General features: G+C 62.5%; 23 protein-coding genes and 4 tRNA genes. 22 read left to right on the top strand and 5 right to left on the bottom strand.

Features of this window, described 5'->3' with window-relative positions:
- Positions 1-45: 45 nt before the first annotated feature.
- Genes LWF01_RS12580 through LWF01_RS12570 form a run of 3 tightly spaced genes read left to right on the top strand, consistent with a single transcriptional unit; the run spans position 46 to position 3,131 of the window.
- A complete protein-coding gene (locus tag LWF01_RS12580; RefSeq protein WP_349637718.1) occupies positions 46-750 on the top strand; it encodes a demethylmenaquinone methyltransferase in 705 nt (234 codons plus the stop codon).
- On the top strand, positions 750-2,072 hold the full coding sequence (locus LWF01_RS12575) for a geranylgeranyl reductase family protein (protein ID WP_349637717.1): 1,323 nt from the start codon (positions 750-752) through the stop codon (positions 2,070-2,072). The genes LWF01_RS12580 and LWF01_RS12575 overlap by 1 nt, the downstream gene beginning before the upstream one ends.
- Positions 2,073-2,084: 12 nt before the next feature.
- The gene (locus tag LWF01_RS12570) at positions 2,085-3,131 is read left to right on the top strand and encodes a polyprenyl synthetase family protein (RefSeq protein WP_432761955.1); all 1,047 of its coding nucleotides are present in this window, start codon (positions 2,085-2,087) and stop codon (positions 3,129-3,131) included.
- Here LWF01_RS12570 and rarD read toward each other — a convergent pair.
- Positions 3,128-4,108 (bottom strand): EamA family transporter RarD, encoded by a 981-nt coding sequence (gene rarD, locus LWF01_RS12565; RefSeq protein WP_349637716.1) that lies wholly within the window; start codon positions 4,106-4,108, stop codon positions 3,128-3,130. The genes LWF01_RS12570 and rarD overlap by 4 nt on opposite strands.
- Before the next feature lie 210 nt (positions 4,109-4,318).
- Here rarD and LWF01_RS12560 point away from each other — a divergent pair, with 210 nt between their 5' ends.
- Positions 4,319-5,683 carry an FAD-dependent oxidoreductase gene (locus tag LWF01_RS12560; protein WP_349637715.1) on the top strand — a complete coding sequence of 455 codons (1,365 nt, stop codon included), beginning with the start codon at positions 4,319-4,321 and terminating at the stop codon, positions 5,681-5,683.
- 54 nt (positions 5,684-5,737) lie between these two features.
- Here the strand turns inward: LWF01_RS12560 and LWF01_RS12555 are convergent, their stop codons facing one another.
- The gene (locus LWF01_RS12555; RefSeq protein WP_349637714.1) at positions 5,738-5,869 is read right to left on the bottom strand and encodes a ribonuclease HepT family protein; all 132 of its coding nucleotides are present in this window, start codon (positions 5,867-5,869) and stop codon (positions 5,738-5,740) included.
- Between the two features lie 45 nt (positions 5,870-5,914).
- Positions 5,915-6,406 carry a YajQ family cyclic di-GMP-binding protein gene (locus LWF01_RS12550; protein ID WP_349637713.1) on the bottom strand — a complete coding sequence of 164 codons (492 nt, stop codon included), beginning with the start codon at positions 6,404-6,406 and terminating at the stop codon, positions 5,915-5,917.
- A gap of 171 nt (positions 6,407-6,577) precedes the next feature.
- On the opposite strand from LWF01_RS12550, the gene LWF01_RS12545 reads away from it, so the two are divergent.
- The 8 genes from LWF01_RS12545 to LWF01_RS12510 all read left to right on the top strand — a co-directional run bounded on the left by LWF01_RS12545 (position 6,578) and on the right by LWF01_RS12510 (position 11,146).
- A tRNA-Tyr gene (locus tag LWF01_RS12545) sits at positions 6,578-6,659 on the top strand.
- Between the two features lie 217 nt (positions 6,660-6,876).
- Positions 6,877-7,959 carry a fatty acid desaturase family protein gene (locus LWF01_RS12540; RefSeq protein WP_349637712.1) on the top strand — a complete coding sequence of 361 codons (1,083 nt, stop codon included), beginning with the start codon at positions 6,877-6,879 and terminating at the stop codon, positions 7,957-7,959.
- Positions 7,960-7,997: 38 nt separating this feature from the next.
- The gene (locus LWF01_RS12535; RefSeq protein ID WP_349637711.1) at positions 7,998-8,804 is read left to right on the top strand and encodes a glycerophosphodiester phosphodiesterase; all 807 of its coding nucleotides are present in this window, start codon (positions 7,998-8,000) and stop codon (positions 8,802-8,804) included.
- A gap of 51 nt (positions 8,805-8,855) precedes the next feature.
- Positions 8,856-8,928, top strand: a tRNA-Thr gene (locus LWF01_RS12530).
- 36 nt (positions 8,929-8,964) lie between these two features.
- Positions 8,965-9,038: transfer RNA gene (locus LWF01_RS12525), tRNA-Met, on the top strand.
- Positions 9,039-9,101: 63 nt separating this feature from the next.
- Positions 9,102-9,554, top strand: a complete 453-nt coding sequence (locus LWF01_RS12520) for an FAS1-like dehydratase domain-containing protein (RefSeq protein WP_349637710.1) — start codon at positions 9,102-9,104, stop codon at positions 9,552-9,554.
- Positions 9,551-9,994 (top strand): MaoC/PaaZ C-terminal domain-containing protein, encoded by a 444-nt coding sequence (locus tag LWF01_RS12515; protein ID WP_349637709.1) that lies wholly within the window; start codon positions 9,551-9,553, stop codon positions 9,992-9,994. Before LWF01_RS12520 ends, LWF01_RS12515 begins: the two co-directional genes overlap by 4 nt.
- A 63-nt stretch (positions 9,995-10,057) precedes the next feature.
- The gene (locus LWF01_RS12510; protein WP_349640915.1) at positions 10,058-11,146 is read left to right on the top strand and encodes a UDP-N-acetylmuramate dehydrogenase; all 1,089 of its coding nucleotides are present in this window, start codon (positions 10,058-10,060) and stop codon (positions 11,144-11,146) included.
- Here LWF01_RS12510 and LWF01_RS12505 read toward each other — a convergent pair.
- Positions 11,143-12,171 carry an adenosine deaminase gene (locus LWF01_RS12505; protein ID WP_349637708.1) on the bottom strand — a complete coding sequence of 343 codons (1,029 nt, stop codon included), beginning with the start codon at positions 12,169-12,171 and terminating at the stop codon, positions 11,143-11,145. The two genes, LWF01_RS12510 and LWF01_RS12505, sit on opposite strands and share 4 nt — an antisense overlap.
- A gap of 71 nt (positions 12,172-12,242) precedes the next feature.
- Here LWF01_RS12505 and LWF01_RS12500 point away from each other — a divergent pair, with 71 nt between their 5' ends.
- From LWF01_RS12500 to rplA, 6 genes are all read left to right on the top strand, one after another.
- The gene (locus LWF01_RS12500; protein WP_349637707.1) at positions 12,243-14,027 is read left to right on the top strand and encodes a metallophosphoesterase family protein; all 1,785 of its coding nucleotides are present in this window, start codon (positions 12,243-12,245) and stop codon (positions 14,025-14,027) included.
- Between the two features lie 196 nt (positions 14,028-14,223).
- Positions 14,224-14,296: transfer RNA gene (locus LWF01_RS12495), tRNA-Trp, on the top strand.
- Positions 14,297-14,398: 102 nt separating this feature from the next.
- Positions 14,399-14,689: a preprotein translocase subunit SecE gene (gene secE, locus LWF01_RS12490; protein ID WP_349637706.1), complete on the top strand. Its 291-nt coding sequence runs from the start codon at positions 14,399-14,401 to the stop codon at positions 14,687-14,689.
- A 60-nt stretch (positions 14,690-14,749) separates the two neighbouring features.
- Complete coding sequence (gene nusG / locus LWF01_RS12485) at positions 14,750-15,676, top strand: transcription termination/antitermination protein NusG (RefSeq protein WP_432761954.1); 927 nt, start codon at positions 14,750-14,752, stop codon at positions 15,674-15,676.
- Positions 15,677-15,987: 311 nt separating this feature from the next.
- On the top strand, positions 15,988-16,416 hold the full coding sequence (gene rplK, locus LWF01_RS12480) for a 50S ribosomal protein L11 (RefSeq protein ID WP_349637705.1): 429 nt from the start codon (positions 15,988-15,990) through the stop codon (positions 16,414-16,416).
- A gap of 250 nt (positions 16,417-16,666) precedes the next feature.
- The gene (gene rplA / locus LWF01_RS12475) at positions 16,667-17,362 is read left to right on the top strand and encodes a 50S ribosomal protein L1 (protein WP_349637704.1); all 696 of its coding nucleotides are present in this window, start codon (positions 16,667-16,669) and stop codon (positions 17,360-17,362) included.
- A 143-nt stretch (positions 17,363-17,505) separates the two neighbouring features.
- Here the strand turns inward: rplA and LWF01_RS12470 are convergent, their stop codons facing one another.
- On the bottom strand, positions 17,506-18,135 hold the full coding sequence (locus LWF01_RS12470) for a DedA family protein (protein ID WP_349637703.1): 630 nt from the start codon (positions 18,133-18,135) through the stop codon (positions 17,506-17,508).
- Between the two features lie 224 nt (positions 18,136-18,359).
- On the opposite strand from LWF01_RS12470, the gene LWF01_RS12465 reads away from it, so the two are divergent.
- From LWF01_RS12465 to rplL, 4 genes are all read left to right on the top strand, one after another.
- Positions 18,360-19,517, top strand: coding sequence for a GNAT family N-acetyltransferase (locus LWF01_RS12465; protein ID WP_349637702.1), 1,158 nt, complete (start codon positions 18,360-18,362; stop codon positions 19,515-19,517).
- Between the two features lie 25 nt (positions 19,518-19,542).
- Positions 19,543-19,749, top strand: a complete 207-nt coding sequence (locus LWF01_RS12460) for a hypothetical protein (protein WP_349637701.1) — start codon at positions 19,543-19,545, stop codon at positions 19,747-19,749.
- A gap of 357 nt (positions 19,750-20,106) precedes the next feature.
- Positions 20,107-20,718, top strand: a complete 612-nt coding sequence (rplJ, locus tag LWF01_RS12455) for a 50S ribosomal protein L10 (protein WP_349637700.1) — start codon at positions 20,107-20,109, stop codon at positions 20,716-20,718.
- Between the two features lie 98 nt (positions 20,719-20,816).
- Entirely contained in the window at positions 20,817-21,203 is a 387-nt protein-coding gene (gene rplL, locus LWF01_RS12450) for a 50S ribosomal protein L7/L12 (RefSeq protein WP_349637699.1), read from the top strand.
- Positions 21,204-21,338 lie beyond the last annotated feature (135 nt).

Below are 21,338 nucleotides of genomic sequence, written 5' to 3'. Positions count from 1 at the left end.
AGGCCCGATTCGCGGCCACCGGTTCCAACTGAGACGATAGATCCCATGAACCGTGCCCATCTGGATAAGCAGCCGCATGAGGTTGCTTTGATGTTCGACGACGTTGCCGCGCGCTACGACCTCACAAATGACGTGCTGTCGCTTGGCCAGGCTCGTCGCTGGCGCAATGACGTCGTCCGCGCCGTCGCGCCGCAGCGCGGTGAGAAGATTCTCGATCTTGCCGCGGGCACGGGTACGTCCAGCGAGCCGTTCGCAGACCTCGGTGCGGACGTGGTCGCCGGCGACATCTCCCAGGGCATGCTGGCGCAGGGCAGGCGCCGTCGGCCGGACATCGACTTCCGGTATGCCGACGCGACAGACCTGCCTTTTGACGACGACACTTTCGACGCAGTCACCATCTCTTTCGGCCTGCGGAACATCGCAGACACGAAGAAGGCGCTCACCGAAATGCTCCGTGTCACCAAACCCTGCGGCCGGCTGGTGATCTGCGAGTTCTCGACCCCGACATTCGCCCCATTCCGGGTCGTCTATCTTGAATACCTGATGCGCGCGCTGCCCGCCGTTGCCCGCACGGTCAGCTCGAACCCGGACGCTTATGTGTACCTCGCCGAGTCGATCAGGGACTGGCCGGACCAGGAGGCGCTGGCCCGGCGGCTCACAGCCGCAGGCTGGAACAACGCGAAGTTCAGGAACCTGTCCGGCGGAATCGTCGCGCTCCATCACGCGGTCAAGCCTGCGGAGAACGCCTAGTGGCTGCACAGGCAAGCAACAGCGCCGACGTCATCATCGTAGGGGCCGGCCCGGCAGGTTCGACGGCAGCCTATTACCTCGCGCTCGCAGGACTCGATGTGCTGCTGTTGGAGAAGACGTCCTTCCCACGGGAGAAGGTCTGCGGTGACGGGCTGACGCCGCGTGCCGCGCGGGAGCTCGAGTTGCTCGGCCTGCCGATCCGCCCGGAAGATGGCTGGCGAAAGAACAAAGGGCTTCGGCTGATCGGCGGCGGTCACCGCCTTGAGCTGCCCTGGCCGGAGCTCTCCACATTCCCCGATTACGGACTGGTTCGCACCCGCGAGGGCTTCGATGAGGCGCTGGCACGACACGCGCAGGCTGCCGGCGCGAAGCTGCAGGAGCGCACGTATGTGACCGCGCCGATCGTAGACGACGTTTCCGGCCGGATCGTCGGGGTGCGGGCGGCCGCTGCTGACGACAAGGGGCGCCGGGTCGGAGAGGAACAGCCCGTCTACGCGCCGCTTGTGCTTGCCTGTGATGGCATTTCTGCCCGGATGGCTCTGGCGCTTGGCATCGAAAAGCGTGACGACCGGCCGCTCGGCGTGGCGGTGCGAACCTACTTCGAGTCGCCTCGGCACGACGATGATTGGCTGGAGAGCTGGGTGGAGCTGCGCGCCAAGGATGCCGATGACGGCAGTCGTGGCGGTGTGCTGCCGGGCTATGGCTGGGTCTTCGGTGTCGGCGATGGCACGTCCAATGTTGGCCTCGGCATCCTCAATTCCTCGAAACAGTTCGGCAAAGTCGACTACCGGCAGGTACTGCGCGACTGGACCGCGTCGATGCCGGCCGAATGGCAGTTCGACCCGGAACACCAACGTGGTCCGATCCGCGGCGCAGCGTTGCCGATGGCTTTCAATCGCACGCCGCACTACCGCGACGGCATCATGCTGGCCGGTGACTCCGGTGGAATGGTGAACCCTTTCAACGGTGAAGGTATTGCCTATGCCATGCAGGCTGCCCGGATTGCAGCCGACGTCATCGCGCAGGCGCACACCCGACGCGGTGTCGCGAACAAGGAACGGGTGCTGAATGAGTACCCGCGCGCGGTGAAGGCCGAGTTGGGCAGCTATTACACGCTTGGCCGGGGCTTTGTCTCGGTGATCGGCCGACCGGCGCTGATGCAGATCGGCGTAAAGTACGGCATGGCGTTGCCAACGTTAATGCGGTTCATCGTCAAGCTGTTGGCGAACCTGACCGAGGACCCACGCCGTCCTGATCGTGACGCCTACGATCGGGTGATTCACGCCCTGACCTTCCTAACGCCTGCCACCGACAATCAATGATGTGATGGAGTCATGACAGAACGTGCTGCTCACCCGCAGACCGCGCCGATAAGTCTCGGCGCTGGTTTCGCGCTGCCACATCAGGACACGGTGTTCACCGAACGGATGCAGCACAGCCTGGAGGAGATCGAGGGCCGGCTCTACGACGCCGTCGCGCAGACCGATCGGTTCGCCGATCGCGCGTCGAAGCATCTGATTGAGGCCGGCGGAAAGCGGGTCCGGCCAATGCTGGTGCTGCTGGCAGCGCATCTTGGCGACCCGACCAGGCCCGAGGTGATCGACGCCGCCGTTGTCGTTGAATTGACGCACCTGGCCACCCTGTATCACGACGACGTGATGGACTCCGCGCCGATGCGTCGCGGGGCTCCGGCGGCGCACGAACTGTGGGGCAATAACGTCGCGATCCTGACCGGCGATCTGCTCTTCGCCCGTGCGTCCAACGTGGTCGCCGGACTTGGACCGGACGCCGTCCGGCTGCAGGCGCTCACCTTCGAGCGGCTATGCCTCGGGCAGCTGAACGAAAGCCTGGGACCGCGGGAGGGCGAAGACCCGGTCGCGCACTACATCCAGGTGCTTGCAGATAAGACAGGCTCGCTCATCGCCACCGCCGGACGCTTCGGTGCCCGCTATTCAGGTGCCTCCGAGGAATACCTCGACGTGGTTGCGGAGTACGGCGAGAAGGTCGGCGTCGCATTCCAGCTAGCCGATGACGTCATCGACCTGACCAGTGACGGCTCGGTTTCTGGAAAGACTCCCGGCACCGACCTGCGCGAACATGTGCCCACGCTGCCCGCGCTCTATGCCAGGCAGGATGCCGCAAGGAACGGGGACCAGGAGTCGCTGGAGCTCGTCGGTTTACTGGATTCGGACCTGACAGACGATGCAGACCTGACCCGCGCCCGAGAGGCCTTGGTGGCGCACCCGGCGACGGCCCGGGCGAGTGCGGAGGCGCACCGTTGGGCTGACGAGGCGATTACTGCCCTCGCGCCGCTTCCAGCCGGAGTGGCCAAGGATTCGCTGGTGACCTTCGCCGAGACGGTCGTGGCCCGAAAGGTCTAGGCCGGGGCCACCGGGCGTGGTCGTCGCCTGGATCTGGTCATCATGTCGATGCTGAGCACGACGAGCGCGGACCAGACCAGGCAGAAACCGATCCAACGAGCCAGCGGCATGTGCTCGCCGAAAACTGTGATGCCGAAGACGAACTGCATGACCGGGGCGATGTACTGCAACATGCCGATCCAGCTCAGCGGCACTCGCCGTGCTGCCGCCGAGAAGAGCAGGAGCGGCACGGCGGTCACGACGCCGAGTCCGATCAGGAGAGCAGTATGCCCGGGGCTGACCGAGGTGAAGGTTCCATTTCCTGAAGCCTCGAGCCAGATCAGGTATCCGAGGGCGATCGGAGACAGGATCATGGTTTCGATGCTCAACCCGGCTACCGCGTCAACGGTCCGGCCGACCCGGTTCTTCATCAAGCCATAGAGACCGAAGCTGCCGGCCACAAGCAGCGAAAGCCAGGGCGCCCGGCCGTACCCGATCGCAATTACCAAGACCGCGAGTGCGCCGATGGCCATGGCAAGCCACTGGAGCCGGTTGAGCTTTTCCTTCAGGAAGACCACACCGAGTAAGACCGTGAAGAGCGGGTTGATGAAGTAACCCAGCGAGACCTCGACGACCCGGTGCGTCTGCACGCCGAAGATGAAACCAAGCCAGTTGATCGCGACGAATGCCGACGCGGCCGCGAGAACACCGAAGAGTTTCGGCTTGCGAAGGACTACAGCCGTCCGTCGGAAACCACGGACCACGAATAGCAAAATGACGCAGAGCAGCAGTGACCAGACCACCCGCTGGGCCACGATCTCGATCGACCCGGCTGGTTCGAGCAAGGCGAAGTACAGCGGGATGACGCCCCAGCAAAGATAGCTGGTCATCCCAAGCAGCAGGCCGGTCTTTCGTTCACGACGCTGAGCCTCGTCCGTCCCCGACGTCGGGGCGGCGGCAGCCGCGGGGTCGTTGCTGGAGCTTGGGGTGGCAGACACGTTCCAAGCGTATCGCTGAGCTATGAAGTGGTGCGGGTCGGGAGCCGCGCGTGCCCTGCGCTAGCCGGTCGACCGGACGTGTGATTGCTCACTTCGGTTTCGCATCGCGGGGGGCTACACGGCTAGTCTGAATTAGGATGTACTTCTGTGCTCTATTGATTCAGCGGTGAAACCGCTACCGGTGCCAAGGCGCCGTGAGGAAGGACAAATATGACGCGCCCTCTTCGGGTGGCCATCGTCGGTGCCGGCCCGGCCGGCATCTACGCAGCGGACCTGCTGACGAAGGCTGAACGGGATTTCGAGCTCAGCATCGATCTTTTCGAACGCCTTCCGGCGCCTTTCGGCCTCGTGCGTTATGGCGTTGCGCCGGACCACCCGCGTATCAAGCTGATTATCAACGCGCTGATCAAGGTGCTCGACCGTGGTGACATCCGGGTGTTCGGAAATGTCGATTTCGGCACGGACATCGACCTCCAGCAGCTGCAGACTTTCTACGACGCAGTGATCTTCTCCACCGGCTGCGTGCGGGATTCCTCGCTGGACATCCCCGGCATCGACCTTAACGGGTCGTACGGCGCCGCGGACTTCGTGAACTGGTACGACGCGCACCCGGACTACCCGCAGACCTGGCCGCTGAAGGCCAGGCAGGTCGCCGTGATCGGAAATGGCAACGTGGCGCTCGACGTGGCTCGGATGCTGTCCAAGCATGCCGATGATCTGTTGCCCACCGAGATCCCGGATCACGTCTATCAGGGCTTGAAGAACTCGCCGGTGACCGATGTGCACGTTTTCGGGCGCCGTGGTCCGGCCCAGGTGAAATTCACCCCGTTGGAGCTCCGTGAGCTCGGCCACGTCCCGGATGTCGACATCATCGTTTATCCCGAGGATTTCGAGTTCGACGATGCTTCGATGAAGCAGATCCACTCGAACAATCAAACCAAGCAAGTAACCAAGACGCTGACTGACTGGACGTTGAAGGAACCGGCGGGCGCCTCGCGCCGCCTGCACCTGCACTTCCTGCACGCGCCGGTCGAGGTATACGGCGATGGCAAGGTCGAGGGACTCAGAACGGAACGGATGGAGCTCGACGGGAACGCGGGCGTCCGGGGGACCGGCGAGCACCACGACTGGCCAGTGCAGGCGGTGTACCGCGCAGTGGGGTACTTCGGCTCACCTCTCAACGACCTTCCCTTCGATGCGTCCCGTGGCGTGATCCCTAACGACGGTGGAAAGGTTCTGGAATCTTCCGAGCCTGGCGCGAGCGAGCTTCCCGGGGTATACGCAACCGGCTGGATCAAACGCGGCCCGGTTGGACTGATCGGGCACACCAAGGGCGATGCGCTTGAAACGATCTCACATTTGATCAAGGACCGGGACTCCCTGCCCGCCGCGGAGAAGCCCGAGCCGGAGGCAATCGAAAAGTTCCTGGCCGACAAGGGTGTTGACTACACCGATTGGGACGGCTGGCACGCGCTGGACAACTTCGAGCGGTCGCTGGGCGAGCCGCAGGGCCGCGAGCGGATCAAGGTCTCGAGCCGCGACGGAATGCTGGAGGCTTCGCGCCGGCGTAATTGAAACCAGCTCCGCGCATCCGTCCACTGGGCGTCGTTCCTCCCGAGGGACGACGCCTCAGTCGTCGGCGGCGAGAATTCGACGGACCTGTTCGACCTCGTCAGGAAGCCGGCGCTGGCGGGCATTCCAGATGACCCGGTAGTCCACCTGAGCGCCATGCGCCACGATGTTCCGCGTGACCTTCTTCAACCTTCCCGACGCTGGCCGATTCGCTGCCCGGTGATCTAGCGGGTGCTACCGGTAGTTCACGAACTGCAGGTCTACCTCAAGGTCCTTGCCCTTGAGCAGGGCGATAATGTCCTGCAGGTCGTCCCGGCTCTTTGACGTCACCCGGACTTCTTCGCCCTGAATCTGGGTCTTGACTCCCTTTGCGGCCTCGTCCCGAATGATCTTCGTGACCTTCTTTGCGTTCTCCTGATCGAGGCCTTCCTTGATGGTCGCTTCGATCCGGTACTCCTTGCCGGACGGATACGGCTCGCCGTCTTCGAGGGACTTCAGCGAAATGCCGCGCTTGACCAGCTTCGACTGGAAGACGTCGAGTACAGCCTTCACCCGGTCCTCGCTGATCGCCTTCATCATGACTTTCTCGCCCGACCACTCAATCGATGCGTCCGTACCGCGGAAGTCGTAGCGCTGCGAGATTTCCTTGGCGGCCTGGTTCAAGGCGTTGTCGGCTTCCTGACGGTCAACCTTGCTCACAATGTCGAACGAAGAATCGCTGGCCATGAGGGCTCCTTAACTGAGGGGAATTGAACTTGCTTTCAACCATACTGGCAGCGGCCGGGAGCGGTGGCCGGCATGCCGATTTCCGGTTTCGGCCAGTGCCTAGTATTCTCATCTAGGTGCTTTTAGGACCACGTCGCACAGATCCACGTGACATGGTTTAGCGCCTGACCCGGCAGGTTGCCCGAGCGGCCAAAGGGAGCTGACTGTAAATCAGCCGGCATTGCCTACATAGGTTCGAATCCTATACCTGCCACAGGGTGTGAAGAGGCCTCCGAGTTGCGAATTTGGTTCGCAACTCGGAGGCCTCTTCTCTTAGTAGCCTCACCGACGGGACACCGTGTATTGCCAGTCGACTCCCAGCGCAGTACGCCAAACAGCCAGTCGTTGTGTCGTAGAGTCGAGAACAGCACACCCACATATGTATCGCGATCCTGGCTCGGTCGTAGTCCATCGACCGGAAGGATCTTTCCTTGACAACTGCTGTATCCACTTTGGAACGACGCCCACAGGCAAAACGGGCAACCAGCGACTACGCAGAACTGCTGAATCAGGTTCGGGAAGCGGGCCTGCTGCGGCGACGGCACAGCTACTACATCGTGAAGATTGCCGGCACTGTCGGCGCTTTCGCCCTCGCCTGGGTAGCTTTCGCGATGATCGGCGATAGCTGGTATCAGCTCATAGTCGCGGGCGCGCTTGGAATCCTGTTCACTCAGCTGGCCTTTCTCGGACACGAGGCAGCGCACCGGCAGATTTTCCGCTCCGGGAAAGTGAACGACTGGTTCGGCATAGTGTTCGCCAACCTCTTCGTCGGCCTCAGCTACGGCTGGTGGATGAACAAGCACAGCCGGCACCATGCGAATCCAAACAAGATCGGCAAGGATCCCGACATCGAGGACCTGGTCATCGCGTTCACGCCCGAGCAGGCGAAGCAACGCAGCGGCCTCGCGGCCCGGCTGACCGGCAAGCAAGGGTACTTCTTCTTCCCGTTACTGCTGCTCGAGGGCATCAATCTGCACAAGGACGCTCTGATCACCGCGTTTACCGGCGACACCGTGAAGCAGCGCCGGCTGGAGATCACTTTTCTCGCTGTCCGGCTGATCTCGGTCACCGCGATCCCATTCGTATTCCTTTCGCCTGGGCTCGCTTTCGCTTTCCTCGGCGTGCATCTGGCGGTGTTCGGACTCTACATGGGGGCGTCTTTTGCGCCGAACCACAAGGGAATGCCGCTGCTAGAGGCCCGGGACAACGTGAACTTCCTGCAGCGTCAGGTGCTCACCTCCCGCAACATCCACAGCAACTGGTTCAACAACTGGCTGATGGGTGGCCTGAACTTCCAGGTCGAACACCATCTGTTCCCAAGCATGCCGCGGCCAAATCTGGTCGCCACCCAGAAGATCGTCAAGGCCTTCTGCGAGCAGCGCGATGTGAGGTACACCGAGGTCAGCCTGCTGCAGTCGTACGCGGCGGTCGTGCGCTATCTGAACCGGGTGGGCCTCGGTGAGCGCGATCCGTTCGAGTGCCCGATGATCGCCTCGCTTCGGCCGCGCAGCTAGCGAGTTCCGCGCGCTGGGCTCGCGCTAGGGTGAGAAATATGACGTCGCTGTGGCACGCGTTTCTGGCTGAACACTCCATCGACGAACCCGGCCGGGGCGGCCCGCCCTGGGTGATGGCCCATCGGGGCTATTCCGGAGTAGCCCCCGAGAACACATTGCCGGCGATCGAGGCCGCGCGGCTCATCGGCTGCGACTACATCGAGATCGATCTCGCAAATACGTCCGATGGCGTGCCGGTCATCATTCATGATGACGACGTCGACCGGACCACGGACGGCAAAGGCGATGTCGACAAGAAGACGTTCGCCCAGCTGGCCGATGTCGATGCCGGTTCCTGGCGGGGCCCTGGGTATACGGGCGTTACAGTTCCCCGGCTCGACGAAGTCCTGGCTGGTTTTCAATCGCATGGCGGCCGGTTGCTGCTGGAGTTCAAGGACTACTGGGATCCGGTCAGCGTCGGCACGGTCGGTGAAATGATCCGGGAAGCTGAGCTGTCCGAGAACGTGATCATTCAGAGTTTCAACGTCGACACAGTCCGAAGTATGCGTGACATCGTTCCCGACCTTCCCCGAGGCCTGTTGCGGTTCGTGCCCCGGCTGGAGGACCTCGAGCTGATCGAGGAGCTCGGCGCGATCTGCTACAACCCGGGTCTCCGGGGCTTCATGCTGCGGCAGAAAACCGCCGCCGAGATCCTCGCCCATGACATCGGAATGTTCGTCTGGACGGCGGACAAGCCGGAGGACTGGGACCGGCTGATGGAAATCGGTGTCAACGGCATCATCTCAAACCAGCCTGGCCGGCTTCAGGGCTATATCGCGGCGAAATTCGGTAAGGGGGAGGAGTAGGGCGACCCGATTGGCATTATTGATTTTGACCGTATAGGCTTTTGTCCCGTTGCCCCGATAGCTCAGACGGCAGAGCATCTCCATGGTAAGGAGAAGGTCAAGGGTTCGATTCCCTTTCGGGGCTCTCGTGCGAGAGCTTGAGATAAGCTGATCGCAACGCGGCGGGGTAGCTCAGTTGGTTAGAGCGCACGACTCATAATCGTGAGGTCGCGGGATCGTGCCCCGCCCCCGCTACGTAAGTAAAGGTCGCCCGTGCTGGCGGCCTTTTTACGTTGACTGAAGAGGAAGCGGTGAAAGATGGCGGTCAATCCGGACATCCAGGGTCGGAGTTATCCACCCGGTGAACCCTACTCGGTTTCCCGTGAAGTCATCCGAAACTTTGCCGAGGCCACGAAGGCAACCCACCCGGCCTACACCGACGTTGCGGCGGCGAGAGAACTCGGTTACGACGATCTGCTGGCTCCGCCCACATTCGCGGTAATCATTGCGCAACGTTCCGACGCGCGGCTGGTCCGGGATCCCGAAGCCGGCATTGATTTCAGCCGGGTCGTGCACGGCTCGCAACAATTCATCGCGCACCGCCCGATCATCGCCGGCGACAAACTGGTGGCCGAGCTGCACGTCGACTCGATTCGCCTGGTTGGTGGCAACGCGATGGTGACCACCCGCTCGGAAATCATGGACGCCGATAGCCAGGAAAAGGTCGTGACCGCGATCTCCGCCCTTGTCGTTCGAGGTGATGACGCGTGACTGTCCCTGATTTCGGCTTGCTTGAGGTCGGCGAGATCGTCGCCAGCAGCAGCTACACGGTCTCCCGTGCCGACCTGGTCCGGTACGCGGGCGCCTCACTGGATTTCAACCCGATCCACTGGAATGAGCGTTTCGCCCGCGAGGTCGGACTCGATGGCGTTATCGCTCACGGCATGTTCACCATGGGCACCGCGGTCAACGTCGTGGTCGACTGGGCCGAGGACCCGGCCCGGGTGGTGGATTATCAGGTTCGCTTTACCCGCCCGGTGCCTGTTGCGGATGCCGCAAATGGCTCCCCGGAACAACCGACTGCGACCATCGATGTCGAGGCGAAGGTCGGCGCTCTCGATCAGGAGAACAGGGTGGCCCGAATCGACCTCAGGGTCAGTGTCGACGGCGCAACAGTGCTGGCAAAGTCCCAGGCGAAGGTTCGGCTGTAGGGCGTGAGTCTTTCCGGCGGAGCGAACGAGACCGAGCGTGCGACGGCATCCGGGACCGATCCGGTGCGGCTCGCCGAGCTCACCACTCTTCGGGTCGGCGGCCCTGCCGAGTCCTTTGTGCGCGCATACACCGACGAACGGCTGATCGAAACGATCTCCGGGCACGATGATCGGGGCGCGGCCATTCTGCTGGTCGCCGGCGGCTCGAATCTTCTGGTCTCCGACCAGGGATTTCCCGGCACGGTCGTGCAGGTTGCGACTGAAGGAATTACGGCAGCTCCCTTCGGCGACAGCACCAGCGATAGGGGCAGCGGACAGGCACGGGACGAGGCCGGCTCGGCCGTTCGCGTGGACGCCGCGGCTGGTGTCAACTGGGATGAGTTCGTTGCGCACACGGTGCACAATCGGCTCGCGGGGCTTGAGGCGCTTTCCGGTATCCCCGGAAGCGTCGGTGCAACCCCGATTCAAAATGTGGGCGCGTATGGCGCCGAAGTCGGAAACCTGATTGACAGCGTCCGCGTCTGGGACCGGCAAACGAAGACTGAACTGCGGCTCGGCCGAGCCGACTGTGAGTTCGGCTACCGGGATTCGCTGTTCAAGCGCAACCGCTACGACAGTTTCGGCGGTCGTCACATCGTGCTCGGAGTGACCTTCATCTTGCACTCGGGCGATGCCGGTGCCCCAGTACGGTATGCGGAGCTCGCCAGGTCGCTCGGCGTCGAGCTGGGGGAGCGAGCCCCGATCGATCAGGTCCGCGAGGCAGTGCTGCGCCTGAGAGCCGGCAAGGGCATGGTGCTCGACCCGGACGACCCGGACACCTACAGTGCGGGATCGTTCTTCACGAACCCGATCTTGCCCGGAGCAACTCAACTGCCCGAGGGTGCGCCTGCCTGGCCACTGCCGGACGGATCTGTCAAGACCTCGGCGGCGTGGTTGATCGACCACGCTGGATTCTCCAAGGGGTTTGGAATAGCGCCGGACCGGGCCTCCCTGTCCACCAAGCATCCACTCGCGCTGACCAATCGCGGCACCGCCCGGGCGGCAGACATCGTGGAGCTTGCCAGGACGGTTCGGGCCGGCGTCATCGAACGCTTCGGCATCGAACTCCATGCCGAGCCGAACCTGGTCGGCGTGAGCCTGCTCGGCGCCTAGGTCGCCAGCCAGGCCGCGATATCGGCCCTAGCCGTTGATTTGAGCCGATCCGGCGCGCGGGAAAGATCTATCGACATCTCAGCCAGCCGTGCCAGTTCCTGGTCGCTGAGGCCCGAAGCTGACCGTGCCATCGAGTACTGGTCGACGAGTCGGCTGCCGAACAGCAACGGGTCGTCCGCGCCAAGGGCGATCCGGGTACCAGCATCCAGCAACCGGCGAAGCGGTACCTGCTCTGCTTCGGCAAAAACCCCGAGACTGATGTTCGAACCGGGGCAGATCTCCAGGCCGATCCCGCTCCGTGCCACCTCGGACAGCAGACGCTCATCGTCGGCTATCCGGACACCGTGCCCGAGCCGATCCGGTTGCAGCGCCTCGATTACCTCACGCACATGATGCGGCCCGAGGAGTTCGCCTCCGTGCGGCATCAGACCGAGACCTGCCTCCCGGGCAATCCGGAACGCGGGGCCGAAGTCCGCCGTGACGCCGCGGCGTTCGTCGTTGCTCAACCCGAAGCCGAACACTGTGCCGGGTACCGTTCCCGCGTTACGCGCAGCCAGCCGCGCAAGGGTCCGGGCTTCCAGGGGATGCCGGGTGCGGGATGCCGCGACGATGACGCCGACCCCGAACGCTTCGTCGGATGCCCGACGCGCTTCGTCCAGCACTATCTCCAAAGCCGGAGTGATTCCGCCGACAAATGGCGCATACGAGGTCGGATCGATCTGGATCTCCAGCCACCTGGAACCCTCGGCGCGGTCATCCTCGGCGGCCTCGGCAATGATCCGGCGCATATCGCTTTCGCCGCGCACAACGGATCGGGCCGCGTCGTAGAGCCGCTGGAATCTGAACCAGCCGCGTTCATCGGGGGACAGATCCGGCATGTGCTGCGTGCGCAGACTTCCCGGCAGCCTGATGCCGTGTCGTTCTGCAAGATCGAGCACGGTCGCAAGCCGCATCGATCCGGTGAAGTGCAGGTGCAGGTGAGCCTTGGGGAGTAGGCGCAGATCGCGCCCGTTTGCCGCTGACATAGCCAAAAGTCTGTCATCCCCGTCGCCTGCCGGTTTGACGAGCCGTGTGCCGCGGAGTGGAGAATGTAGTAATGCAGCTGCCCGGGCCGGATTTTTTCAAGCGTGAACGTATTGCGGCATGGTTGCGGCCGCGTCGCATCGCCACCATCACGGTGACACTTTTGGTGCTTGCGCTGATTGTCGCGCCATGGGCCGTGACATCGGCAAAGGTGACTGAGAATTTTGGGCCACATGACGCCAGCTACTCGCTGACCACGGATGGACTGTTCACGGTCGACCTCGGTCCGCTTGGCTCGATTGAGATGCCGATGAAGCAGATCCCGGCCCCGCTCGGCGTCCGGATCGACGTGCAGGAAATCCCGGCCGGCCTCTCCGCGGTCGGCAAGCCGAACACGATCGACGATCTGGGGCGGGATGTCGACTCGTATGCGACATTCTTCAATTCACCGCAAACCCAGATCGACGCGGTAACCCGTGCGCTCACGATGAATATCCTGCTACGACTTGTCGTCGGCACCGTATTGCTGGCCGCGGTAATCATCGCGATAAGGGCTGCGCTGGGTCGCTCGCGCAGGGCGGAACTGGTCGGATATTTCCGTTCCCGCCCGGTGCTGTTCGCCGGCAGTGCCACAGTGCTGGCATCGGCGCTGCTGATCGGGATGGCGGTTGCCGCGCCGACCCGACCGGAGTCGTTTGAGGCCGACCCGCTGTTCGACGGCACCCCGCTCGCCGGCGCCCGGGTGACCGGTCGGCTCAGCAGCGTCGTCGACCAGGTAGGCGGCCTGGTGGCCGACTACTACAAAGAAAACGAGAGCTTCTATTCCGATGCGCTGAAGAACCTCAATCTGGTCCTTGGCGCCGAATCCGGGACCAGCGGAAGGCTCGCCCTGCCCGATGGCGTCAGCATCGTCGATCCGGACGCGCCGGAGGGCCCATCGTCATCGGCCTCAGCGTCGGCGGAGGCGCGGGCTTCTGAATCGGCCAAGCCGGACCCGTCGGAATCGGAGGCAGAACCCTCGCTGGAGGGCTCCCAGCCGCTGCAGATCGATCCGGCCAAGGTGGTCACGTTCCTGGTCGTGTCAGACGTGCACTGCAATGTCGGCATGTCGCGAGTGATCGGCAAGGTGGCCGAGGCGAGGAGGGTCGACGCTGTGATCGACGCCGGAGATGTCACGATGACGGGTACCCCGGCGGAGGCGTACTGCGTCGACTCGATGACCTCGGCGCTGCCAAAGGGTGTGGACAAGGTATTCGTGAAGGGCAATCATGACTCCGCGGAGACCGTCGCACAGGAAGCCGACGAGGGAGTCACAGTACTCGACGGTGAGCCCGTGGAAGTGCAGGGAATCCGGATCCTCGGCGACGACGATCCGCGCCGAACCGTATTCGGTGAGGGGTCGAAGCCGACAGGCAAGGAAACGGTCGGCACGCTCAGCCGGCGCCTGGCCGACACGGCATGCGATTCCCGCGAGTCGATCGACCTGTTGTTGATCCACGATCCCGTCGCCGGAGCGGACACGCTCGACCGGGGGTGCGCGCCGTTGCAGATATCCGGGCACTGGCACCGCCGGTTGGGGCCGGAACAGTACGGGCAGGGAATTCGCTACGTCAATTCGACGACAGGCGGGGCATTGGCCAACGCCTTGACGCCGGGACCATTGCGGATGAATGCCGAAATGACGCTGTTCCGCTTCGACAGCGAGACTGGCCGGGCAGTGGATTACCAAATCGTCACAGTCACCCCGGACCGGGAGGTGACAGTCGGGCAATGGACGCCGATGCCGATTCCAAAGCCATCGGCGGCCGAAGTCGAGGGTGCAATGCCGGAATCCGGCAGCCCTGAGGGCGGCGGATAGCCGCCGCCTTCCATGCCTGACTATGCGGTGGGGAGCGGCCCTCTTCCATGCCTGACTACGTGGTGGGGAGCGGAACCGGCTCGGGCTGGTTTTACTGGCAGGGCAAAGATCAGTAGACTCATCTGTCGGTGGTAAAACCTTACTGTCAGTGGCACGCGGTACACGTACCGTTGCCACGGTAGGGTTGAAGCATCGAAGGGTAGTGGCGCAATTGGTAGCGCAGCGGTCTCCAAAACCGCAGGTTGCAGGTTCGAGCCCTGTCTACCCTGCTCGTAGGCAAGAGTTGCCGCTATTTCAATACGGCAGAACACATATAGCTATTTTGGTGCGATCAATACGGCAATGACCAAACGATGACCGAGTGAGGACTTGTGGCAGATACGCCAACCAAGGCAGCTGACAGCTCCGGCGGTAAGTCGGGCGCTAGAAAATCGGCTGCGAAGAAGCGCAACGTGTTTGCGCGTATCTTGCGCTTCCTGCGCGAGGTGGTTGGCGAGCTGAAGAAGGTCGTTCGGCCGACCCGCAAGGAACTCATCAACATGACGCTCGTCGTGCTGAGTTTCGTGATCATCATGATGCTGATCGTGACGGTGCTCGACTTTGTATTCGGCAAACTGGCAGCGTTTGTCTTCGCCGGCACACCACTGTGGCCACTCTGGTAATACGGACTTAAACGTCCATGGGCGCAGCCCACCCAATCACTACAGAAAGCAGGACAGCACGTGTCGGAGCCAACGCACGATCCGAACGAGAACCGCGATCAGGTCGCGGGCGAGGAGTTCGATGCTGCTGGCACCGAGGGCGATGCCGCCGCTGCTGAACTCGATGACGTGGTAGCTTCCGTCGCGGCAACCGAGGAATCGGCAGATGCCGAGACCTCGGCCGACGACGCTGAAGCGGGCGACGCTGAGGCAGCGGGTAGCGCTGAGGCGGGCGACGCTGAGGCAGCGGATAGCGCTGAGGCAGACGACACTGAGGCAGCGGATGAATCCGAGGCTTCGGATGCCGATGAATCCGAGGCAGCAGGCGACGATGGTGAAGAGGTCGACGACGCCGAACAGTTCAAGGCTGAGCTGCGGATGCAGGAGGGCGACTGGTACGTCATCCACTCCTACGCGGGTTACGAGAACCGGGTAAAGGCGAACCTCGAGAATCGCGTCGTTAGCCTCAACATGGAAGATTTCATCTTCCAGATCGAGGTGCCGATGGAAGACGTCGTGGAAATCAAGAACGGCCAGCGCAAGCAGGTCCGCAGGGTTCGCATCCCGGGATACGTGCTGGTTCGCATGGACCTCACCGATGAGTCGTGGGGCGCCGTTCGGCACACGCCGGGTGTCACAGGATTTGTGGGCAATGCCTACAACCCGGTACCGCTGCGCCTCGATGAGGTATTCACGATGCTGGCGCCGGTCTTCGAAGAAAAGGCTGCGGCCGCTGCTGCGCAAGCAGGCACCCCTACCGCAGGCAAGGCCATCGAGGTCGAGTTCGAGGTTGGCGAATCGGTGCTGGTCAAGGAAGGCTCGTTCGAAGGACATCCAGCGACAGTCACCGAGATCAAAGCCGAAACACAGAAACTTGTTGTTTTGCTGTCGATCTTCGAGCGGGACGTTCCGGTCGAACTCGGCTTCAACCAGGTCTCAAAGATCTAGCAGTACAAGTCATTCGCGCTGATGCGACGCTGCAGGCAGTCACTGTCTGCGGCGTCGCCATTTGCCGGCGCTGACGTCACGCAGGAGGGCGTTGGTCATGGCCGGCGTGGATTCATGGAATAATAGTTGAGTTTGCTGGTTGATTTGCCAAGCGCGATCAGCCTTCAAAGCGTAGGAGCAGGCTCGCACCGGTCGTCGCCGGTGGCTGCTTGAGACTACGACGCTTAAGGAAAGCATCCGTGGGGGAGCGCCGCCGATAGTGGCGCCCGGGCAAGAAACCACGGAATTACCTAGTCAAGTAAGGACCCGTAATGCCCCCAAAGAAAAAGGTCTCTGGCCTTATCAAGCTCCAGATTCAGGCTGGTGCTGCCAACCCGGCGCCGCCGATCGGCCCCGCGCTGGGCCAGCACGGCGTCAACATCATGGAGTTCTGCAAGGCGTACAACGCCGCTACCGAGTCGCAGCGCGGCAACGTAGTTCCTGTGGAGATCACGGTCTATGAAGACCGCTCCTTCACCTTCATCACGAAGACCCCTCCAGCCGCCGAGCTGATCAAGAAGGCAGCCGGCGTCGCCAAGGGTTCGGGCACTCCGCACACCACGAAGGTCGGCAAACTGTCGGCTGACCAGGTTCGCGAAATCGCCCAGGTGAAAATGGAAGATCTGAACGCCAACGACATCGAGGCAGCGTCCAAGATCATCGCAGGCACCGCCCGCTCGATGGGCATCACAACCGACTAAGAAGTCGTGAAGGCGAAGTGAGGACGAGGTACGAGTTCTCGCGGAGTCTGAAACGGCGCCCTTGGTCGGGCGAAGGTTCTGACTAAGAAGTCGTGAAGGCGAAGTGAGGACGAGGTACGAGCTCTCGCGGAGTCTGAAACGGCGCCCTTGGTCGGGCGAAGGTTCTGACTAAGAAGTCGTCGGACTTATACACACGTGGCAGGGCTGAGCAGCGGCCCGCACCACAACTGCTCAAAGGAGAACGAAGCAGATGGCACAGCGCAGCAAGGCTTACAAAGCCGCCGCCGAGAAGGTTTCGGCAGATACTTTTTACAGTCCAGGCGATGCTCTCGCACTCGCCAAGGAGACCGCGGTCTCGAAGTTTGACTCCACCGTAGAGGTGGCACTTCGACTCGGCGTTGATCCCCGTAAGGCTGACCAGATGGTGCGAGGCACCGTCAACCTTCCGAACGGTACCGGTAAGACGGCCCGGGTCCTGGTTTTCGCAACCGGTGACCGTGCGGAAGCAGCATTGGCAGCAGGTGCCGATTTCGTCGGTTCCGACGACCTGCTGGAGAAGGTGGCCGGTGGCTTCACCGACTTCGACGCCGCCGTCGCAACGCCTGACCTGATGGGCAAGGTCGGTCGCCTCGGTAAGGTACTTGGTCCTCGTGGCCTGATGCCTAACCCGAAGACCGGAACCGTCACGATGGACGTTGCCAAGGCGGTTACAGACATCAAGGGCGGAAAGATCGAGTTCCGCGTCGACAAGCACTCGAACCTGCACTTCATCGTGGGCAAGGTGTCCTTCGGCTTCGATAAGCTGGTCGAGAACTACAACGCGGCGATCGAAGAAGTTCTGCGGCTCAAGCCCTCGTCGTCCAAGGGACGTTACGTTGAGAAGGCGACCATTACGACGACAAATGGTCCAGGCATTCCGGTCGACCCGAACGCCACCAAGGCATAATCAGCCTGATGCAAGAGGCCCGTTCCCGCACTGCGGGAATGGGCCTTTTGTCTTTGGCGCAGCAGCTGACCGGCCGCTGTGTTTGGTGAGCCGGGCAGCTGACCAGCCGGGCAGCTGGCCTGCCGGGCAGCGTCCGGGTGCCTCTAGGCCGCCGAGCGTCGCTCGGCCTGCCGAGCCTGATGACGGTCGAGATACCAGCTGACTGCCTTGCCGATGCCATAGCCGAGCACGATCGAGATCGCGACGGCGATCAGCACTCCGAACGCCGGATACCGCTTAAACCAGACGCCGGCCAATGAACCGATTCCAACCGAATACGTGGCCCAGAACACTGCGGCGACTGCCGAGTAGAACAGGAACCGTTCCCGGCGCATGTCGCTCATTGCGGCTGTGACGTTTACGGTGAGCCGGCCGAGCGGGATGAAGCGTGAGGAGATGATGTACGTCGGAGCTCGCTCGGCAAGCTGCTCCTTGGCCTTGTCCAGTGCTTCCTGCCGACGCCTGCCACGGAGCAATCGCCAGGCGGAGGGATCGTACCGGCTTGCCAGATAGAACGAGATGACATCCCCGAGCAGTGAACCAGCTGCCATGGTGACAGCAAGGAGCCAGGCGGACGGAACGTCGGCGGCGGCTGACAATGCGCCAAGTCCAACGAAGAGAGAAGTGCTGGGTACCGGCGGGATCAGAGCGGAGACCGTAACGAAAAGCAGGCTGAGCGGATAGACCCACAGCGAATCGGCGGCATTAAGAACCACATCTGTGAGCGCTTGCATTGACCAGCCTTTCCTGCCCGGGAGCGTCGTTGCCGAGGCGGGGAAACACACGCAGACAACCAACCTGACTATACTCCGGTGACCGTTTGCCGTACCCCGCGCCCGGCACGGCTATCCCCGCCGTGCGCCGGGCGGAACAGCCCAACGACCGATGCCTGGCTCGGCGCGATCGGACTGCCTGAAATTCGCTTGCGGCGCGATTAGCGGACTGCAACTGTTGGCATATGACGAGCCAAACCGAAATACGCGTGCTGGAGATATCCCCACCCGAATCACTGGACTCACCCGAGGCGGAGCTATTCCACGGCGGTGTCGATGTCGAGTTCGCGATCGCGAAGCAGGAGCGTGGGTACACCGACCTCTGCCCCTCCGCGGAGGAAGTCCTGGTCTCGCTGCGCAGTCAGAAATACTACAAAAAGATCAGGCTTGCCGCGGTCGCCGGCCTGGCCGGCGCGCCGCGCCGCGAGGACGTGCTTGGTTGGGCGTCGATCGACCTGCCACGACACGACAATCTGCATCTTGCCGAGGTTCACGTCGCCGTCCGCCCGGAGTGCCGCGGCCGTGGTGTGGGAACCGCGCTCTATTCGGCAGCGGAGGAGCTGGCACGCGATGCTGGCCGGACGACGATTCTGGCCTGGAGCGATCACAGGGATGCGCCGAGCACACGCGGTGACGATGACTCTGGCCTCGAGGCGGAAGCTATCCTTCGCCCCCCTACGGGCATCGGCGGGGTGCCCCCGGATGACGCGCCGACCCGATTTGCGGTCAGGAATGGCTTCCAGCTTGAGCAAGTCGGCCGGCACAGCGTGCTGCCCGCGCCGATCGACTCGGAGCACAATTCCGCCCTGCTCAGTGCTGCCGAGCAGCGCGCGAACGTTCCGGAGACCTATCAACTGGTCACCTGGAAGAATCGCTGTCCCGACGAGTGGCTGGAGCAGTTCGCCAAACTGCGGCAAAAGATGTCGACGGATGCACCGATGGCTGGATTGGAAATTGAGGAAGAGGACTGGGATGGCGCCCGGATCCGGGACGAAGAGGATAGGACACTCGCTTTCGGCCGAACTTCCTATGTCACCGCGGCGCTGCATGTTCAGAGCGGGCTCCTGGCTGCGTTCACTGCCATCGAGACCGTCGCACGCAGCACCGAGTTCGCGTTTCAGGGCGACACGCTTGTGATCAAGGGGCATCGTGGGAACAAGCTCGGCCAATTGGTCAAGGCGGTCAACCTGGCTCGAGTGCTGACCGAGAATCCGGGGCTGAAGCGGATCCACACCTGGAATGCGGCGGGGAATTCATACATGCTCAGGGTCAATCTGGACCAGGGATACCGGCCGGAGGACGTTGAAGGCGAATGGCAGAAGCGGCTGCAGGAGAGCGGGTGACAGAGTAGGGGCGCTCAGCGGCGCGGTGTCGTTATCCACATCTTCGACGCCGTACGAGGGCGACCAGCATCGCACCGACAGGCGACAATGGGAACTCGATCTACAGCGTTATGAAGCACTCCGGGATGCCGGTTGGATCGTGCACCGGGTCACCAATCAACAGCTGAGCCGGCCGGGTCAGCTGGTGGACCGGGTGCGGCGATCCCTCGAATCCCGCCGACTGACAGGCTAGGGGCGTTCCGAAGCTGAAATATGACACCTAAGCTGTCAGTCGGCGGCCGTAGCCGGACACAAGCAGCGTCGCCGTTTTGCATTCAATCGCCCGATGCCCGTATGCTGAAGCCTGCCCAAGACCGTCGGTCGTTGTTGTGGCGCTGACTCACCCGAGCCAATCTCAACCGAGCCAGTCCCAGCAACAGAATATCCCCAGAACACGGGGTGACCTGCGCAGGTGATACCAAGCAGCATTCTTTCGTCCTGATCTCCGATCAGGAAACGAGGACATGTGCGCTTCGTGCATCTGCGCGGAGCGCCTTTTTCGTTTGGGGGGTCAGCTGAACAAGCAGGCCGACACTACGAAAGGAATGCCATGGCGAGGCCTGACAAGGCAGCCGCGGTCGCAGAGCTCGCGGACAAGTTCCGTAGCTCTAACGCCGTCGTGCTGACCGAGTATCGCGGGCTCACCGTCGCTCAGCTCAAGCAGCTGCGCGGCTCACTTGGTGAGTCCGTCTCCTACGCCGTGGTAAAGAACACGCTGACCGCAATCGCGGCCAAAGAAGCAAACATCGACGCATTCGATGACCAGCTCTCCGGCCCGACTGCGATTGCTTTCGTTGACGGCGACCCCGTTGACGCCGCGAAGGCACTGCGTGACTTTGCCAAGGCCAACCCTCAGCTCGTGATCAAGGCCGGTTACCTCGATGGTGCCGCGCTTACGGGTGAGGACATCAACAAGCTCGCCGACCTTGAGTCGCGCGAGGTGCTGCTTGCCAAGCTGGCTGGCGCATTCAAGGCCGGCCTGTTCCAGGCCGCGTACTTGTTCACCGCCCCAATGGCGCAGGCGGTTCGTACCGTCGACGCCCTGCGGGCCAAGGTCGAAGAAGACGGCGGCGCTGCTGCCGAGGCTTCGCCCGAGGCTGCCGACGCCGCTCCTGCGGCCGAAGCTGCGGAAACCCCAGCGGAGGCTCCGGCCGAGGCGTAACCCTCGACCCGGTCAATCTGCGAAACACAAACTGCGGGGTTATTCGCTCCGCTTAAGACACCTGGCTCAACGAGCCACTTAAGGAAGGACACGCCACCATGGCGAAGCTCACAACTGACGAGCTGCTCGACGGCTTCAAGGAACTCTCCCTGATTGAGCTCTCCGAGTTCGTCAAGAAGTTCGAAGAGGTCTTCGAAGTAACCGCTGCTGCTCCTGTCGCAGTTGCCGGTCCGGCCGCTGCAGGCGGCGGCGAAGCTGCTGTTGAGGAAGAGAAGACCGAATTCGACGTCGTTCTCGAAGCAGCCGGCGAGAAGAAGGTTCCGGTTATTAAGGAAGTTCGCGCGCTGACCTCCCTGGGTCTGAAGGAAGCCAAAGACCTGGTCGATGGTGCTCCTAAGGCCGTTCTTGAAGGCGTCGACAAGGACACCGCCGAGAAGGCAAAGGCACAGCTCGAAGGCGCCGGCGCTTCGGTTACCCTCAAGTAGTTCCCTTAAGTCGCCACTTCTGGGATCCCGGATCCCGGGATGGTGACCGGCAAAAGGCCGATCCGCTTCATGCGGATCGGCCTTTTGCGTGTCGATTTGCTAGAGTCTTCCTCGAATCGCAGTCTTGCTGCACCC

The sequence above is a fragment of the Saxibacter everestensis genome, from assembly GCF_025787225.1.
GTDB classification, from domain to species: domain Bacteria; phylum Actinomycetota; class Actinomycetes; order Actinomycetales; family Brevibacteriaceae; genus Saxibacter; species Saxibacter everestensis.
This window is presented reverse-complemented; position numbering and strand designations above follow the sequence as displayed.